Source organism: Desulfovibrio legallii (assembly GCF_900102485.1).
Classification (GTDB): Bacteria; Desulfobacterota; Desulfovibrionia; order Desulfovibrionales; family Desulfovibrionaceae; genus Desulfovibrio; species Desulfovibrio legallii_A.
In genome coordinates, this window is record NZ_FNBX01000006.1 from 21,550 (window position 1) to 37,821 (window position 16,272).

General features: G+C 65.0%; 14 protein-coding genes and 1 other RNA gene. 6 read left to right on the plus strand and 9 right to left on the minus strand.

From position 1 onward, the window contains the following. From BLS55_RS05025 to BLS55_RS05065, 9 genes are all read right to left on the minus strand, one after another. Complete coding sequence (locus BLS55_RS05025; RefSeq protein ID WP_092153274.1) at positions 1-1,821, minus strand: CgeB family protein; 1,821 nt, start codon at positions 1,819-1,821, stop codon at positions 1-3. Further along, entirely contained in the window at positions 1,818-2,951 is a 1,134-nt protein-coding gene (locus tag BLS55_RS05030; protein ID WP_092153275.1) for a FapA family protein, read from the minus strand. Before BLS55_RS05030 ends, BLS55_RS05025 begins: the two co-directional genes overlap by 4 nt. Positions 2,952-3,037: 86 nt before the next feature. Next, the gene (locus BLS55_RS05035) at positions 3,038-3,391 is read right to left on the minus strand and encodes an STAS domain-containing protein (protein WP_092153276.1); all 354 of its coding nucleotides are present in this window, start codon (positions 3,389-3,391) and stop codon (positions 3,038-3,040) included. Between the two features lie 186 nt (positions 3,392-3,577). Beyond that, positions 3,578-5,341 carry a long-chain-fatty-acid--CoA ligase gene (locus tag BLS55_RS05040; protein WP_092153277.1) on the minus strand — a complete coding sequence of 588 codons (1,764 nt, stop codon included), beginning with the start codon at positions 5,339-5,341 and terminating at the stop codon, positions 3,578-3,580. Beyond that, positions 5,338-6,606, minus strand: coding sequence for a 2-C-methyl-D-erythritol 4-phosphate cytidylyltransferase (ispD, locus tag BLS55_RS05045; RefSeq protein WP_092153368.1), 1,269 nt, complete (start codon positions 6,604-6,606; stop codon positions 5,338-5,340). Before ispD ends, BLS55_RS05040 begins: the two co-directional genes overlap by 4 nt. Positions 6,607-6,629: 23 nt before the next feature. Beyond that, positions 6,630-6,990, minus strand: an RNA gene (gene rnpB, locus BLS55_RS05050) — RNase P RNA component class A. Between the two features lie 177 nt (positions 6,991-7,167). Beyond that, the gene (locus tag BLS55_RS05055) at positions 7,168-7,953 is read right to left on the minus strand and encodes a zinc ribbon domain-containing protein (protein WP_092153278.1); all 786 of its coding nucleotides are present in this window, start codon (positions 7,951-7,953) and stop codon (positions 7,168-7,170) included. Between the two features lie 21 nt (positions 7,954-7,974). Next, positions 7,975-8,769: a Nif3-like dinuclear metal center hexameric protein gene (locus BLS55_RS05060; RefSeq protein ID WP_092153279.1), complete on the minus strand. Its 795-nt coding sequence runs from the start codon at positions 8,767-8,769 to the stop codon at positions 7,975-7,977. 365 nt (positions 8,770-9,134) lie between these two features. Continuing rightward, positions 9,135-9,944 (minus strand): phosphoribosylformylglycinamidine synthase subunit PurQ, encoded by an 810-nt coding sequence (locus BLS55_RS05065; RefSeq protein WP_092153280.1) that lies wholly within the window; start codon positions 9,942-9,944, stop codon positions 9,135-9,137. 256 nt (positions 9,945-10,200) lie between these two features. Between BLS55_RS05065 and BLS55_RS05070 the strand changes: the two genes are divergently transcribed. From BLS55_RS05070 to BLS55_RS05095, 6 genes are all read left to right on the plus strand, one after another. After that, complete coding sequence (locus tag BLS55_RS05070; RefSeq protein ID WP_092153281.1) at positions 10,201-11,856, plus strand: CTP synthase; 1,656 nt, start codon at positions 10,201-10,203, stop codon at positions 11,854-11,856. Positions 11,857-12,145: 289 nt separating this feature from the next. Then, positions 12,146-13,573 carry an RNA polymerase factor sigma-54 gene (gene rpoN / locus BLS55_RS05075; protein WP_092153282.1) on the plus strand — a complete coding sequence of 476 codons (1,428 nt, stop codon included), beginning with the start codon at positions 12,146-12,148 and terminating at the stop codon, positions 13,571-13,573. Positions 13,574-13,627: 54 nt separating this feature from the next. Next, complete coding sequence (gene hpf / locus BLS55_RS05080) at positions 13,628-14,167, plus strand: ribosome hibernation-promoting factor, HPF/YfiA family (RefSeq protein WP_092153283.1); 540 nt, start codon at positions 13,628-13,630, stop codon at positions 14,165-14,167. A 124-nt stretch (positions 14,168-14,291) separates the two neighbouring features. After that, entirely contained in the window at positions 14,292-15,212 is a 921-nt protein-coding gene (gene rapZ / locus BLS55_RS05085) for an RNase adapter RapZ (RefSeq protein WP_092153284.1), read from the plus strand. Between the two features lie 34 nt (positions 15,213-15,246). Next, complete coding sequence (locus BLS55_RS05090; RefSeq protein ID WP_092153285.1) at positions 15,247-15,711, plus strand: PTS sugar transporter subunit IIA; 465 nt, start codon at positions 15,247-15,249, stop codon at positions 15,709-15,711. Between the two features lies 1 nt (position 15,712). Then, on the plus strand, positions 15,713-16,171 hold the full coding sequence (locus tag BLS55_RS05095; protein ID WP_092153286.1) for a PTS sugar transporter subunit IIB: 459 nt from the start codon (positions 15,713-15,715) through the stop codon (positions 16,169-16,171). The last annotated feature ends 101 nt before the right edge of the window (positions 16,172-16,272 follow it).

The window sequence follows — 16,272 nt, forward strand, 5'->3', positions numbered from 1 at the left end:
TCACATTCCGTCGGCGCGCGCCGCGGCAGAGCCCCGCATGCCGGGGATGCCGTAAACTGCGCGCATCTGGTCGAGCAGGGTCTGGAGCCTGTGCCGCCAGGTGTGGCAGGCCAGCACCCGCCGCCGCCCGGCCGCCGCATAGGCGCGGCGTTGCGCCGGATGGGCGAGAAAGTGGCGGGTCAGGTCCGCAATTTCTTCCGGATCCCGGTAGACGGCCATTTCGTCCGGGGCAAAGAGCTGTTCCATCTGCGGCCGCCAGTCGGTCAGCACAAAGCCGCCGGCGGCGGGGATATCAAAAATGCGCTGGTTTACAGCCCCTTTCATCTGCTTGCTGGTGCAGTTGAAGTTGAGGTCTGAGCAGCCGTAAAACGCGGGCAGCTCCTGGTAGTAGTTCAGGGCGTCCAGGTAGCGAGGCTGCGCGGGCTCGCGGCGGAATTCCGTTTTCCAGCCTGCGTCGCCCACGATGAGCGGGCGGAAGGGCAGCAGGCGGCGCACGCAGCCGTTGCGGTACAGGCGGGTGGCCTGCCAGGTGACGGCCGTTTCGTAAGCCAGTCTGGCCTCGTTGTCCGGCAGGGCCAGGTAGTGGGCGTGGACCTCGGGAAAATCCCGCTCCAGCAGGGCAGGCACCGAGCGCAGCTCGCTTTCCGTAAAGGCCTGGGCCACGGCTTTGAAAGGCAGCAGCAGGGCGCGGGGGAAGCGCCCGTTTTTGAGCCTGCCGCCCACCTTGTAGAGCATGGAATTGCCCACAAAGGAGACCGCCGCCCGCCAGACCGCCGGGGCATTGCGCTCCTTGCCGGGGCAGAAGCGCTCCGGATCCGTGCCCAGGGGCAGATAAAAGACGTGCGTAAAGCCCGCGGCGCGCAGGCTGGGGATATTGTCGCTGTCCCAGGTGAAGAGGGTTGTCCAGGGGCTGACGCAGCGCGTGTAGAGGTGGATGATAAGGTGGGGGTTGTCCACAAACCAGGAGGCCAGCGGCAGTTGCAGCCGGGCCAGCAGGTCCATGAGCACGCCCTCCACGTCCACCCCCATGTGGTTGAGGGTCAGGCAGCAATCGGGGCGAAATTCCACCACGGCCTGGAGCAGGCGACGCACAAAGTCTTCCTGGGCCACATCGCCGTCGCCCACGGCCAGCAGGCGGTGTTCCAGGCCCAGTTGGCGGCAGGCGGCCTCCACTTCGCCCATGAGGAAGTAACGGCTGGTGAGCAGCAAAACGCGGGGTTTGGCCTCGGCAAAGCGCGGGGCCACGGCGCGGCTCCAGAAATCGAAGCGGCGGCTGGCTTCAAGCTCCCGGCGCAGAAAACCGTAATAGGTTGCGTCCAGCCGCTGATAGAAGGGCAGGGCTATGGGCAGCAAAGGGCGACCGCCGTGGCTGATCTGCCAGCGGGTCAGCGCGGTCAGGGCGCTTTTTGCTTCCGGTGCGTCAACTAGAAAGACGCGCGCCCGCTCGTGCGGGCGCAGGGCGCTGCACGCGCCGCAGAGCTTCTGCAGCTCCGTCTCTTTGTCCACCACGGCCACGGGGCCTTCAATTTCGTCCAGCAGGCGGCGCAGGGCGTGCCCCAGGCCGCAGCCCAGAAGCACGGGCAGGAAGGCCTGCGGGGCCCCCGCCGGGGCAGAGGCCACTGCGGCCACGGGAGGAGAAAGGGGCGCGGCGTCGGAAAGTCGGCGCAGCGCCGCGCGCACGGCGGCGATTTCGCGTTCCGGGCCGCCCGGGCCCAGCATGCGCAGCAGGCGGCCGTCGGGCAGGCGGGCTTCCACATCGGCGGGCCCGGCGGCCGTGGCCGCCGTCAGGGCGCGGAAGCGCGGCCCAGGGGCCTGGCTCATGAATGTCCGCCCCGCAACGCGGCGGGCAGGTTTTCCACCACGATCTCATCGTCCTTCAGACGGAAGAGTACGGCTTCGCGGGCGCGCTCCACCGCCATAAAGGTGCGGCCGATGGAGATTTCCACCCCTGGGTAGACCTTGCCGGGGACCAGCAGACGGCAGCCTTCCATGGCCTGCTCGTCTTGCGTCAGGCGGCTCCAGAGCTGTTCGCGCTTTTTGAGCAGGTCGGCGTACTGACGGCGGCGGGCCCGGAGCTTGCGGGTGATTTCATTGGTTTCCGGCGGCAGATGCCCGGCCACGGCATTAAGGTGCGTCACGGCCTGGGAAAGGTCTTTGAGGATTTTATCCAGTTTTTCCAGCTGGCGGATGCTGACGGGATCGTAGCCCAGGAAGACCTGGGTGGGCACGGCGGCCTTGTTGCCCAGCTGCCGCCCCACATAGACGCTGCCGTAGGCGTTGATCACCCCACCGTAAACCTGCTGGCGCACCACCAGGTTGCTGCCGGCGTAGATGGTGCAATAGAGGCAGTATTTGTCCACCACGATGCTCTCGCGGGCGCGGGCTTCCACCCGTTCCATAAAGGGGGTCAGCAGTTTGCCGCCGGCGTCCAGCTTGCTGTGGCTGCCCGCGCCGCCGCGCACGCCGCCTTCGATAAGCAGGTTGCGCCGGGCGCGCACCACGCCGCCTTCCACCATGCCCATGACGCGCACGTTGTTGCCCTGGACAGAAAAACCCGCCCGCACGGAACCGTGCACGGCCATATCGCCCACAAAAAAGATGTTGCCGGTCTGAAAGCTGATGTCCTGGCGCACGTTGAGCAGCTTTTTGACCGTAATGCGGCCGTGGAGATAAAAAACGTAGCCGTTGGCCGCGGCAAGCAGGTATTCGGGGTGCTCCGGGTCCACCCGGGTATTGGGGCCGGCGGGGAAGGTGGGGGCGTCCAGAATGAAGCGCTGGTCCGGGCGCGCCCCGGCCGCCCCCAGAGGGATAAACCGGGCCAGCACCTGTCCGTTGATGACGTTTTGCACATAGCCCAGGCTGTAGACGTCGGACGCGCCGCCGGACCCCCCCGGCTTGAGATTGAGGTGGTTGAAATCGGGATTGAAGTAATGCTGCAGATAGTATGGCACCGTGCACCTTCCGCTGGAGCCTTTCGCCCTGGCGACGCCGTGTGCGCCGCAGCTTTGAAAGGATCTCCGGAACAGCCGCCGCGCGGCTATTCCGCTGTGTCGGGGATGTAACCCTTCAGTTCCTCTTCGCTGTAGAAGGTGGGGAAAAAGCCCTCTATTTCTGAGCGGCGCAGGAGCTCTTCCACGGGGGGCGCGGGCGTCAGCAGAACCAGCCTGCGGCCCTGGCTGCGGCCCTTGGTGCTGGCGCTCACCAGCACGCCCAGGCCGGAGGCGTCTACCTTCTCCACCTGGCTCAGATCCAGCACCACCTGGCGGATGCCCGGCGCAAGGATATAGGCCTCCAGCTGGCGGTTCAGATCGGGCACATCCGGCAGGAGCATGTCGCCGGTCAGGCGCAGCACTGTGACGTTGTTGTGGGATTCCGCCAGCAGGGTAAACATGGGGCCTCCGTCAGAGCGCGGCCGACGCGGGGGGACCGACGCAGGGCTTCGGCGCGACGGCAAAGCCGGAAGCCGCCCCCGCCGGGCTTGTTGCCGAATGTGCCGTATACTATGCCGATCTGGCGAGATGCGTCAACCATGCCGCGGGGAAAGGCGAACAAAGTCTGCGTCTGCGGGGCCGGGGCCTCAGGCGTGGCCCAGGGGCTCTTCCGCCGCTGCGGCGGCCTGTGCGGCGGCGTTCGCGCCGTTGCGGCGCTTTTTGCGCTGGGCGCGTTTTTGTTCTTCTTCTTCGCGCAGGGCGCGGCGCAGCACCTTGCCCACAATGGTTTTAGGCAGGCTTTCGCGAAATTCCACCAGGCGCGGCACCTTATAATTGGCCAGCTTTTGCCGGCACCAGGCAATGACGTCCGCCTTGGTGAGGGTTTCGCCCTGGCGGGGCACCACATAGGCCTTGAGCACCTCGCCGCGCAGCTCGTCGCCGATGCCCACGCTCACGGCTTCCAGCACCTTGGGATGTTCCAGCAGCACTTCGTCCACCTCGCGGGGGTAGACGTTATAGCCGCCCACCAGGACCATATCCTTTTTGCGGTCCAGGATGTAGAAGTAGCCGTCCTCATCCATGGTAGCCAGGTCGCCTGTGTAGAGCCAGCCGTTGCGCAGGGCGCTGGCCGTTTCGTCCGGCCGCCGCCAGTAGCCGTGCATGACCTGCGGCCCCTGCACCACGAGCTCGCCCATTTTGCCGGGCGGCAGGGTCAGGGAGCCGCCCTCCATATCCACTATGCGGGCGTCCGTGCCCGGTACGGGCATGCCGATGGAGTTGGCCCGCTGGCCCTGTTTGCCCAACGGGTTGATGTGGGTGATGGGCGAGGCTTCGGTAAGGCCGTAGCCCTCCAGGATAGCCGCGCCCGTGGCTTCCTGAAAGCGGCGGAAGATCTCGCGCGGCAGGGGGGCGGAGCCGGAAACGCAGATTTTGATGCTGCTGAGGTCGAAGCTGGCCAGGTTTTTTTGCTGTAACAGCGAAATGTAGACCGAAGGCGCGCCGGGAAAGATGGTAGGCCTGCGTTTGTCTATCAGGCGCAGCACGTCCTGCGGCACATAGCGCGGCAGGGGCAGGGTGGTGGCGGCCAGGGCCATGGGGATGATGAGCCCAGTGGTGAGGCCGTAGACGTGGAAAAAAGGCAGCAGAGAAATAAAAGTGTGGTGGGTCTCCGGGCGGACGTTGATGATGTCCAGCACCTGGCGGCAGTTGGTGCCCAGGTTGGCGTGGGTGAGCATGACGCCCTTGGGCAGCCCGGTGGTGCCCCCTGTGTACTGCAGCATGATGGGGTCGCGCAGGGGATCGGCAATGGGGGCCGCATAGCGCTGTGCGCCTTTGCAGAAATCCTGCCAGGCAAAGACGTTTTTGTTGTCGTAGGGGATGGGGGCTTTTTTGCTGCGGCGTTTTTTCAGCCTGTAGAGCACGTTAAGAGGAAAGGAGAGGGCGTCGGCCGCGCCCGTGACGATGAAATTGCGCAGGGGCAGGCGGTCCCGCAGGGCGGCCACGCGCGGCCAGAGCATATCCAGCAGCACCATGTGCTCCGCGCCGGAATCCTGCATATTGGCCACGATTTCTTTTTCCATATACAGGGGGTTGGTCAGAACCACCACGGCCCCGGCCTTGATGACGCCCCAGAAGGCGATCACGGTCTGCGGCAGGTTGGGCAGCATGATGGCCACCCGCTGCCCGGCGCGCACGCCCATGCGCCGCAGGGCGCCGGCAAAAAGCTCGGCCCGTTCCCGCAGTTTTTTGTAGGTGATGCGCGTGTTCTGAAAAATAAGCGCGTAGCGGTTGGGGTATTTTTCCGCCGCCTCGTCCAGCATGGCGTAGAGGGGCTTGTTCCACACGCTGGCGGTGTGGGGCACAAAGGCATCGTAGTGGTCGAACCAGGGGCGCGTAAGTTCAGTGCTCATAACCGTTCAGCAGGGGGGTTCAGGGGGTAAGAAAGATCCGCAGAATCCAGAGAGGCTGCCTGCGCGCTGACCACGGCGCAGGCTTTGATGCCCTCAAGCCGGCCTGTGAAGCCCAGGCCTTCTTCCGTGGTGGCCTTGACGTTGACGCAGGTCAGGGGCAGGCCCAGCAGCCTGGCCACGTTTTTGCGGATGGCCGCGCCGTGGGGAGAAAGGCGCGGCTTTTGGGCCACTACGGTAAGGTCTGCGTGGCAGGGCGTGACGCCCGCCTCGCGCACCATGGTCAGAACCTGATCCAGCAGCAGGGCGGAGGAGACACCCTCCAGCGCGGGGTCACTGTCGGGGAAGTGCCGGCCGATGTCGCCCAGCCCGGCGCAGCCCAGCAGGGCGTCGGCCAGGGCGTGCAGCAGCACGTCGCCGTCCGAGTGGGCCACCACCTGCGGCCCCTCTGCAATGGGCACGCCGCCCAGGCGCATGGGGCGTCCGGGGCCGTAGCGGTGCACATCGTAGCCGAAGCCGGTGCAGAAGCGCGGTGCGGGCGCGGCGGGGCGCAGCAGGCTCAGGTCTTCGGGCCTGGTCAGTTTGACATTGGCGGCTTCGCCTGGCACCACGCGCACCTCCTCGCCCAAGGCTTCCAGCAGGGCGGCGTCGTCCGTGGCGGGGCCGTTCCCGGCGGCCAGGGCCGCCTGGTGGGCGCGGTGCAGCACGTCGCAGCGAAAGCCCTGCGGGGTCTGCACGGCGGCCAGGCTGTGGCGGGGCAGGGTGGCCAGCACCCGGTCGCCTTCCACGGTTTTGATGGTATCTGTTACGGGCAGGGCCGGAACCACGCCCGCGGCCCCTTGCTGCAGCGCCGCGCACACGCGGGCCACCAGGGCCGGGCTTGCAAAGGGCCGGGCCGCGTCGTGCACCAGCGCAAAGCGCGTGCGCGGGGGCAGAGCCTCCAGGCCCAGACGCACGGAATCCTGCCGGGCCGGGCCGCCTGCGGCGCAGCGCCAGGGCAGGCCGAAATCATGGCTGCGGCAGAGGGCGCGGAGGCGTTCTTCCTCCACGGCGCGGCGTTCGGGCGGAAAAACAAAAACCAGCCCGGCCACCAGGCCGCTGCGGCTCATGGCCTGGGCCGCGTGCCAATAGAGGGGCAGGCCGCGCCAGGAAAGAAACTGCTTGGCTTCGCCGCCCGTGGCGGCGGCCATGCGGCTGCCGCGCCCGGCGGCCAGCACGATGGCCCAGGGCGCGTCTGCGGCTTCGGGCGTGGCAAAGGGGTGGGGCATGGGCGTGCTCACAGTATAACAATAAAGGGAGTGGGACGATAAGCCGGGTTCTGTCCGCGCGGCAAGCGCGCGTGACCGTCATTCCTCTAGGAGCGCGGTTGCCCGCGCCCTCAAGCAACCTACCCGGAAGGCATGGGTCGGGCCGACCGCCTTCCCTATTTGGTCTTGCTCCAGACGGGGTATGCCGAGCATGCCGCGTCGCCGCGGCATCTGGTGGGCTCTTGCCCCACCGTTTCACCCTTACCCCGCGCGCGGCGGGGCGGTTTGCTTTCTGTGGCGCTGTCCGAGGGTCGCCCCTCCTGGGTGTTACCCAGCGTCCTGCCCTGCGGAGCCCGGACTTTCCTCCCCGGGCACGCGGCCCGCGGCGACGGTCTGTCCCACTCCCATCATTATTAACGCAGATTACCTTTGAGAATATGCATTCTCAGAGCTTACGGCACGCCCGTTTCGGCGCTTACCAGCGCAAATAAACTGCGCTTACGCCTGCACGGCGGGCGTCTGCTCACGCAGCCGCACGCACGGCACAGCAACGTTGCAATGCCGTACATAGTTGCCGGGGCGTCAGGCTTTTTCGTCCTGAGCCGGGGCCTGCTGGGGCGCGCACTGGGCCGGGGCTGCGTCCTGGAAGTGCTCGCACCAGAAGATAAGGCGCTGGCAGTTGGGGCAGCTCAAGATCTGCTGGCCGCGCTGCAGCTCAATGAAGGTCTGCGGCGGCACGGCGATGTGGCAGCCGGAGCAGACCCCTTCGCGAACGGCCACAATGACCGGGTGTTCCAGCCGCTCGCGGATAAACTCGTAACGCAGAAAGACCGGATGGGGGATGGCCGTGCCCACATGCGCGCGCTTGGCGTCCAGCTCCACCAAGGCGGCCTGGGCCTTTTTCAGGCGGTCGTCCAGGCTGCTGCGTTTTTCTTCCAGCTCGCCTTTGAGGGCGTTGTAGGTCACGTCCAGCGCCGCCAGGGCTTCGTTCTGGCTCTGGATTTCGTCCAGCAGGGTTGTTTTTTCTTCTTCGCGGGAGCGGTTGACCTTTTCCATGCTGTCCATTTCGCGCAGCACGGCGTGGTATTCCCGGGTATTGCCCACCTGGGTGAGCTTGTTTTTGCTTTTTTTGATGCGGGCCGCATCGTCGTCGATTTCCAGGGAAAGACGTTTTTGCTGGTCCTGCAGATGGGAGAGCTTGTCCAGCACATAGTTGCGCTGGTTTTCCACCTCGGCGAAGCGTTCCTCCAGGGCTTTCAGGTCGCCGGGGGCGCGGTCCAGTTCCTGCCGGACTTCGTGGATGGCGTCGTCAACTTTTTGCAGTTCGACAAGCTGACGGATTTGTTCAAAATAGACGTCACTGCTCATGGAAGAGGTCCTCCTAGCGAATCAAGAAAACACAACAGGGCGGAACGGCGAACGCGACGGCACAAAACGGACCGTGACCCCCGCCAGGGCTTGTTGCAGCAAAAGACTCATGCGGCGCATCATTTCTTCCTCCAGGCTGTGGTGGCCCACATCCAGAAGGCAGACGGCGGCTTCAAGCGCCGCGTGGTATTTGACGTCGCCGGTAATATAGAGCTGCGCGCCGGCCTGGGCGGCCGCGTCCATCAGGGAAGCGCCCGAACCCGTGCAGTAGGCCACCCGGCGGACGCTTCGGGGTTGCGGGCCGCAGCAGACGGCCGTGGCAAGGTCCAGCCCCTGCCGGGCCAGCCTGGCCGCCAGGGCCGCTACGGAGCAGGCCTCAGGCAGGTCGCCCGCCAGGCCGTAGCCTGGGGGCAGCTCCGCGCCCTGGGCCGGGGCCGCGGGCTCCAGCACGCTCAGGTTGCGAAGGTCCAGATCCCGCGCCAGCCAGCCCGCCGGGCCGTAAGGATTAACGTCCAGCGAGGTGTGCGCTGCATACAGGGGCACGTCCGCGCAGAGAAGCAGGCGCAGGGCCTCGCGATAGTTGTCGCAGCGGTTGGGCAGGGCGGGCTTAAGGTGCAGCGGGTGGTGGCTGAGGACCATTTCCGCTCCTTGCGCCAGGGCGGCGGCCAGGGAGGCGGGGGTGGGGTCCAGGCAGACGGCCAGCGCCGTGACTTCCGTGCGCCGGGCAGCCACCTGCAGGCCGGAAAGATCCCACGCGGCGGCGTGCCCCAGGGGGGCGATTTTTTCTATGGCGGCAATTATTTCAGTGAGTTGCATATAAATCACCGGGAATAAAAAAGGCACTTTCGCGCGGAGTGCAACGGAAGTGCCCAAGGTGCGGCGGCAAGAAAAAGTTGTGCGACGCTTGCGGCAAGGGAATGACACACCTCTGTGAACGAGCGGGAAACGCACCCTGCCCGTATGCTTTGAATCCGATTCAGATAGATGGAAACGCCCGCCTTGTCAAGCGGCTGCGCCGGAAAGACGGGCAGCCTTGGGGCCCGCAGCGCGGGACGGCGTGGCGCAGTGGCCCGCAGCGCGGGACGGCGTGGCGCAGTGGCCCGCGCGGCCTTAACGGCGGACCGGAGCCCGCCACAGAGGCCGGCCTTTGCGCCGTCAGGGCATATTCTCCGCGTTCTGCCCTAAAGCCCGCGCAGGTAGCGCACCGCGTTGACAAAAAGCAGGGTGCCCGGCGGGTCCAGCTCGCCCCTGGTCCAGCCGGGGTGGTTGGTGACGTGGTGGAAGGCTTCCGGATGGGGCATGAGGCCCAGCACGCGGCCGGTAGGATCCGTAAGGCCCGCGATGGCCAGGGCCGAACCGTTGGGATTATAAGGATACTCCTGCGTGGGCAGGTTTGTGGTCGGGTCCGCGTACTGGAGGGCGATGAGGTTTTCCGCCTCCAGGCGGCGCAGGCATGCCGCGTCGCGGGGCACGAGCTTGCCTTCGCCGTGGCGCACGGGCATGGCCAGGGGCGGCAGGCCGCTGGTGAAGACGCAGGGGCTGTGGGGGTTGGGCGCAAGGCGCACCCAGCGGTCCTCAAAGCGGGCGGAGTCGTTGTGACCCAGGGAGACCTGCCGCTCAAAGCGATGGCCGTCCAGGGCGGGCAGCACGCCCAGTTTGACGAGAAGCTGGAAGCCGTTGCAGATGCCCAGCACCAGTTTGCCCGCGTCCAGAAAGCTGGCCAGCTGCTCCCGCAAGGGCACGCCCGCGGCGTCCTTCAGGTAGCGCCAGCGCATGACGGCCGTCTGAGCTGCGCCCAGGTCGTCGCCGTCCAGAAACCCGCCGGGAAAGATAAGGAAGTGGTAGTCGTCCAGGTGAACCTTGGCGGCCACCAAGTCGGAAAAGTGCACCACGTCGGCCCGGTCGGCCCCGGCCAGCCGGGCGGTGTGCGCGGTTTCGAGATGCGAGTTGGTGCCGTAGCCGGTGATGACCAGCGTATTGACCGTGCCCATGCGGGGAAAGCCTCCTTGGCGAACTGCGCCGCGCCCGGCCCGTGCCGGCGGCGGCATACGGCAGCGGGGGTCCGGCGGCCGCCAGGCCGCAGGGGCTGGAGCGGCCCCGTGCGGGACGCCCGTCTGCATGGGGAATACCACACTACGTACCTTGCTTTGGATAGTCAATGCTGGCAAAAAAAATCGTCCTGGTGTATGTAAGCGAAGATGTGCTTGGGGATGTGCCTTGGCACGCCACAATCAAGGTTGAGAGGCCATGAAAACAAAGTATATTTTTGTGACGGGCGGTGTGCTTTCGTCACTGGGCAAAGGCCTGGCGGCCGCTTCCCTGGGCGCGTTGCTGCAGACGCGCGGGCTGACGGTCACCATCCAGAAGCTGGACCCGTACATCAACGTGGACCCCGGCACCATGAACCCCTTTCAGCACGGCGAAGTCTTCGTCACCGACGACGGCGCCGAGACCGACCTGGACCTGGGCCACTACGAGCGCTACCTCAACGTGCCCATGTCCCGCAAGAACAACACCACCTCCGGGGCCATTTACAACCATGTCATCGCCAAGGAGCGCCACGGCGACTACCTGGGCGCCACGGTGCAGGTGATTCCCCACATCACCGACGAGATCAAGAGCGTGGTGCTTTCGCTGGCCGAGGGCGACGACGCGCCCGATGTGGCCATCATCGAGATTGGCGGCACCGTGGGCGATATTGAAGGCCTGCCGTTTCTGGAAGCCATCCGCCAGTTGCGGTCGGAGCTTGGGCGCGACAACTGCCTGAACATCCACCTTACTCTGGTGCCCTATCTGCGCACGGCGGGCGAGCACAAGACCAAGCCCACCCAGCACAGCGTCAAGGAGCTGCTCTCCATCGGCATCCAGCCGGACATCATCCTCTGCCGCTGCGAGCAGAGCATCCCCGAAGAGCTGCGGCGCAAGATCGCCCTGTTCTGCAACGTGGACCAGGACGCCGTGTTCTCCTCTGTGGATGTGAACAACATCTATGAAGTGCCCCTCAAGTTTTACGAAGAAGGCTTTGACCAGAAGGTGGCCATTATGCTGCGCCTGCCCGCGCGCAACGCCCACCTGGAAGCCTGGGAAAAGCTGGTCAGCGACTGCGCCAACCCCAAGGGCAAGGTGACCATTGCCATTGTGGGCAAGTATGTGGATTTGAAAGAAGCCTACAAGAGCCTGCACGAGGCCCTCATCCACGGCGGCGTGGCCAACCGGGTGGAGGTGGAGCTGCGCTACGTCAATTCCGAAAATGTGACCGAGGCCAACGCCGCCGGGCACTTTGCGGGCTGCGACGGCATTCTGGTGCCCGGCGGCTTCGGCTACCGCGGCGTGGAAGGCAAGATTGCGGCCATCCGCTACGCGCGGGAAAAGGGCGTGCCCTTCTTCGGCATCTGCCTCGGCATGCAGTGCGCGGTCATTGAATTTGCCCGGCATGTGGCCGGCCTGGAGGACGCCAACTCCGAGGAATTTAACCCCCTTTCGGATCACAAGGTCATTTACCTTATGACCGAGTGGTACGACTTCCGCACCAAGAACGTGGAGCGGCGCGACGCGGGCAGCGACAAAGGCGGCACCATGCGCCTGGGCGCATACCCCTGCAAACTTTTGCCCGGCACCAAGGCGCACGACGCCTATAAAAAGGACCTGGTGGAAGAGCGCCACCGCCACCGCTACGAATTCAACAACGCCTTCCGCGAGCTGTTCGGCCAGAAGGGCATGGTCTTCAGCGGCACGGCCCCGGACGACTCCCTGGTGGAGATCATTGAGCTGCCGGACCACCCCTGGTTTCTGGGCTGTCAGTTCCACCCGGAGTTCAAATCCCGGCCCATGAACGCGCATCCTCTGTTCCGCGAGTTTATCGGCGCGGCCAAGAAGTATGCCAAGGGGCAGGGCAAAAACTGAGCGTTGTCTCTTTCCCGGTTTTGTTCTGGAGCCGTTTCGGTTCGGAGGCGCAGGCTTCCGGCGCCGGAACGGCTTTTTTGTTGCGCTGCGCCCGCCGGGGGCGCATTTGCCGCGTCCGCCTGCCGCGCCGCGGGGCCGCAGGGCAGGGCTGCGGCGGCAGGCAACGGGCGGGGCGTTTTGGCAGCGCCTTTTACAACCGTTGGCTATTGCATAATTTTTATAGTTGTGGCACACTCCTTGTAAACAAAAAATCTGTTATCTTTTTTGTCGCTTGGGGGCGGAAGGGCGCATGGCACTGGAACTTCGGCAGCAATTAAAGCTGGCACAGCAATTGGTGATGACGCCGCAGCTGCAGCAGGCCATCAAGCTGTTGCAGCTTTCCCGCGTGGAACTTCTGGAAACGGTCCAGCAGGAGCTGGTGGAAAACCCGTTTCTTGAAGAGAACAGCGGCGAAGACGCGACGCCGGAGACCGTTGCCGAGGATGGGCGCGAGCCCGTGGCTGAAGAGGTCTATGACCGGGAGCTGGCCAAGGACGCCGACTGGGAAGACTACCTGGGCGAATTTGCCAGCACGCCGCGCCTTTCGCAGGCGCGCGAATACGAATCCGCTGAAGAGATCGCGCCCCTGGAGGCCCGCTACGCCGCCAAGCCCACGCTGGAGGGGCATCTGCTCTGGCAGTTGCGCCTTTCGCAGATGACCGACGCGCAGAAGGCCATCGGCGAGGTGATCATCGGCAATCTTTCCTCTTCCGGCTATCTGCAGGCCAGTGTGGAGGAAGTGGCGGATATGGCCCACGCCGCGCCCGACGCAGTGCGCGACGTGCTGGAGCGGGTGCAGCATTTCGATCCCGTGGGCGTGGCCGCCAGGGACGCGCGGGAGTGTCTGCTGGTGCAGATCCGCAATCTGCACTACGACCGCGACCCCATTCTGCTGGAGCTGGTGCAGTCCCATCTGGAAGATCTGGAGGCCAAGCGTTATAAGCCCCTGCTGCGCAAGTTCAAGCTGGATATGGAGGGCCTGCGCGAATACCTGGACATTATTCAGAGTCTGGACCCGCTGCCCGGCGCGAGCTTCGGCGGGGGGGAGCCCACCTATGTGAGCCCGGACGTCTTCGTCTATAAGGTAGGGGATGACTTTGTCATCCTGCTCAACGAGGACGGCTTGCCCCAGCTGCAGCTTTCTTCCATGAGCGAAATGGACCTGACCGCCGCCTCAGAAAAGGAAAAGGAATACTGCTCGGAAAAAATCCGCTCCGCTTCCTGGCTGATCAAAAGCCTTTACCAACGCCAACGGACCTTGTACAAAGTGATGGAGAGCATTGTGCGGCACCAGCGGCCCTTTTTTGAAGAGGGCGTCACCAGGCTGGCCCCGCTCATCCTTAAGGACATTGCTGACGATATCGGCATGCACGAATCCACAGTAAGCCGCATCACCACGAACAAGTATGTGGCCACGCCCCACGGCATTTTTGAACTGAAATTTTTCTTCAACAGCGGGCTGGAGCTGGACGACGGCAGCCAGGTGGGTTCGGAAAGCGTCAAGGCGCTGATCAAAAAATTCATTGCCGCGGAAGATCCCCACGCCCCCCTCAGCGACGAACGCATCGGCGAGCTGCTCAAGGAGCGCCTCAAGGTCAACATCGCCCGGCGCACGGTGGCCAAATACCGCACCGCTCTTGACATTCCTTCTTCATCACGGCGCAAGGAGCACTTTTAGGCCCCGCTTGTCCGGCCTTGAGCGCGCCGGCGCCCCACACCAGGAGGATCCTCTATGAACATCTCCTTCGCCTTCAAGAACTTCGACGCCTCCGACCATCTGAAGAAGTACGCCCGCCGCCGCATGGAAAAGCTGGGGCGGTTTTTCGGCAAGGCCGCCGGCCTGGACGTGGCCGTGGTGCTGACCGTGGATAAGTTTCGTCATCGCTGCGAGGTTACCGTCACCGGCGAGGGGCTGCACATCAACGCTTCGGAGCAGACTTCGGACATGTACGCCGCCATTGACCTGGTGACGGACAAGGTGGAAGCTCAGATCAAGCGTCAGGTTTCGCGGGTTAAGGAGCAGCGCCGCAAGGCCCGCAACGCCGAGGTGGACGTCTTCACCTACACCATGGACGCCGAAGGCGAGGCCCCGCAGCCCGTGGAAGGCACGGATCGCCTGGCCACCAAGCCCCTGCATCTGGACGAGGCCCTTATGCAGCTGGATTCCATCGGCAGCGATTTCCTGGTCTTTTTCAATGCGGAAAACGGCCGCATTAACGTGGTCTACCGCACGCGCGTCAGCGGGTATGCGCTGATCGACCCGGTGCTGTAGGCGCGGCGTTTCCGGGCGGCTATTCCCGCCGCCCCGCGCAACGCTTTTTGCGGGGCCGCCTTTCCGGGGCGGCCCCCGTGCGCCGGAGCCGGGAGCGCAGCCCCGCAAGCTGCAAGGGGGCGTCATGACAAAAGCCGTCGCAACGGCGTCCGGGGCCGCGGCAGTGCCCGCGCCGGTACGGGTCTGCGTGGTTACCGGGCTTTCCGGGGCGGGCAAAAGCACCGCCCTGAAGGTCTTTGAAGACATGGGGCATTTTGTGGTGGACGGCCTGCCCGCCACCCTGGCGCCGGAAATGGCGGCCATGATGTCCCGGCCCTCCATGAGCCATTTTAAGGGCATCGCCCTGGGCATGGACCTGCGGCAGAGCAACTTTCTGGACGAACTGAGCGCCTCGCTGGAGGCCCTGGCCGCCGCAAGCATCCGCCCCACACTGCTGTTCCTGGAGGCTTCGGCGCAGGAACTTATGCGGCGGTACGCCACCACCAGGCGGCCCCATCCGCTGGAGCGGGAGGGCATGGGCCTGGAGGCGGCCCTGAAGGCGGAGCGCGAAAAGCTGCGCCCCCTGCGGGAAATGGCGGACCTGGTGGTGGACACCACCAGCTTTTCCATCCACGACCTGCGCCGGGCTATCCAGAAGCGCTGGGGCAGCAACGGGCGGGGCAAGCTCAGGGCCATCCGCGTCAACGTCATTTCCTTTGGCTTCAAATACGGCGTGCCGCGCGAGGCGGACCTGGTCTTTGACCTGCGCTTTCTGCCCAATCCGTATTTTCTGGAGGATCTGCGGCCCCTTTGCGGCAGGGACAAGCCCGTGGCGGACTACGTTTTCGCCACGCCGCAGGCCAGGGAATTTCGGGCCAAATTGCTGGACCTCTTATTTTTTATGCTGCCGCTCATGGAGGCTGAAGGGCGCTACAGGGTGACCATTGCCGTGGGCTGCACCGGGGGGCGGCACCGCTCCGTGGCCATGGCCGAGGCCCTGTGGCAGGCGCTGCGGCAAGCGGACTATCCGGCCTCCCTTGAGCACAGGCACCTTGAACTCGGTTAAAAAAGCTGGCACGGTCAGACCTGCGAGGTTTGTCATGACGGATGAAAGCACCGAAAGCGGCGGGCAGAGCGCCGAGGCCCAGGTGGGCGTTATTGTCGTTTCCCACGCAGACTACGGCTCGGCCATGCTCCGCACGGCGGAATTTATCCTGGGCCCGCAGAGCGATTGCAGCTCCATCAGCGTGGACGTGGCCCACGAGGTCTCCGAAACCGTGCGCCGCCTGGACGACGCGGCCCAGCGCCTGGACAAAGGCGCGGGCGTCATCATCCTTACGGATATGTTCGGCGGCACGCCCACCAACCTGGCTCTTTCCCTGCTGGCCACCCACAAGGTGGAAGTGGTCACGGGCGTAAACCTGCCCATGCTGCTCAAAGTTTTCACTTCGCGGGACAAAGAGCTGGAGGAGCTGGCCCGCCTGGCCGGCGAGGCCGGGGCCAAGGGCATTGTGGTGGCGGGCAGCATGCTGCGCAATAAACCTCGCGACAAGAACGCCGGTTAGTATGTGGTTCAGGGTGGACAACCGGCTGGTGCACGGGCAGGTTATTGAGGCCTGGCTGCCCTATACCGGGGCGCGCCACCTGGTGGTGGCCAACGACGAGCTGGCGGCGGATTTTCTGCGCCAGCAGATTGTGGCCCTGGCCGTGCCCCAGCGGGTGGCCGTGCATTTCATTCCGGTCAGGGAGCTGGCGGCCACGCTCAATGCCTGCGGCGACGAGAGCTTCGTGCTTTTTGCCACCTGTCAGGACGCGCGCCGCGCCTGCGACGCCGGGATCGTCATGGAGGTGCTCAATATGGGCAACCTGCACTATGGCCCGGAAAAGTTGCAGATTCTGCCCAATGTGGCCCTTTCCGCCCAGGACAGGGAAGACCTGCGCGTGTTGCGGCAGCACCTGGTGCAGTTTGACTTCCGCTCCGTACCTTCGGAAACCGTGCGAGGCCCCCATGAGCAACTTTTCTGACCCGTCCGTGCTGACGACGCTGCTCTCGGTGGGGACGCCCTACGCTTTTTTTTTGCCCTGGCCGGTGCGGCCCGGTTCACCTGTATAGCCGGCCTGCTGGA

Bases quoted from the DNA above. Each gene is read 5' to 3' on its own strand.
- BLS55_RS05025 (WP_092153274.1), bottom strand. From the start codon at position 1,821: ATGAGCCAGGCCCCTGGGCCGCGCTTCCGCGCCCTGACGGCGGCCACG.
- BLS55_RS05035 (WP_092153276.1), bottom strand. From the start codon at position 3,391: ATGTTTACCCTGCTGGCGGAATCCCACAACAACGTCACAGTGCTGCGC.
- BLS55_RS05040 (WP_092153277.1), bottom strand. From the start codon at position 5,341: ATGAGCACTGAACTTACGCGCCCCTGGTTCGACCACTACGATGCCTTT.
- ispD (WP_092153368.1), bottom strand. From the start codon at position 6,606: ATGCCCCACCCCTTTGCCACGCCCGAAGCCGCAGACGCGCCCTGGGCC.
- BLS55_RS05055 (WP_092153278.1), bottom strand. From the start codon at position 7,953: ATGAGCAGTGACGTCTATTTTGAACAAATCCGTCAGCTTGTCGAACTG.
- BLS55_RS05060 (WP_092153279.1), bottom strand. From the start codon at position 8,769: ATGCAACTCACTGAAATAATTGCCGCCATAGAAAAAATCGCCCCCCTG.
- BLS55_RS05065 (WP_092153280.1), bottom strand. From the start codon at position 9,944: ATGGGCACGGTCAATACGCTGGTCATCACCGGCTACGGCACCAACTCG.
- BLS55_RS05070 (WP_092153281.1), top strand. From the start codon at position 10,201: ATGAAAACAAAGTATATTTTTGTGACGGGCGGTGTGCTTTCGTCACTG.
- rpoN (WP_092153282.1), top strand. From the start codon at position 12,146: ATGGCACTGGAACTTCGGCAGCAATTAAAGCTGGCACAGCAATTGGTG.
- hpf (WP_092153283.1), top strand. From the start codon at position 13,628: ATGAACATCTCCTTCGCCTTCAAGAACTTCGACGCCTCCGACCATCTG.
- rapZ (WP_092153284.1), top strand. From the start codon at position 14,292: ATGACAAAAGCCGTCGCAACGGCGTCCGGGGCCGCGGCAGTGCCCGCG.
- BLS55_RS05090 (WP_092153285.1), top strand. From the start codon at position 15,247: ATGACGGATGAAAGCACCGAAAGCGGCGGGCAGAGCGCCGAGGCCCAG.
- BLS55_RS05095 (WP_092153286.1), top strand. From the start codon at position 15,713: ATGTGGTTCAGGGTGGACAACCGGCTGGTGCACGGGCAGGTTATTGAG.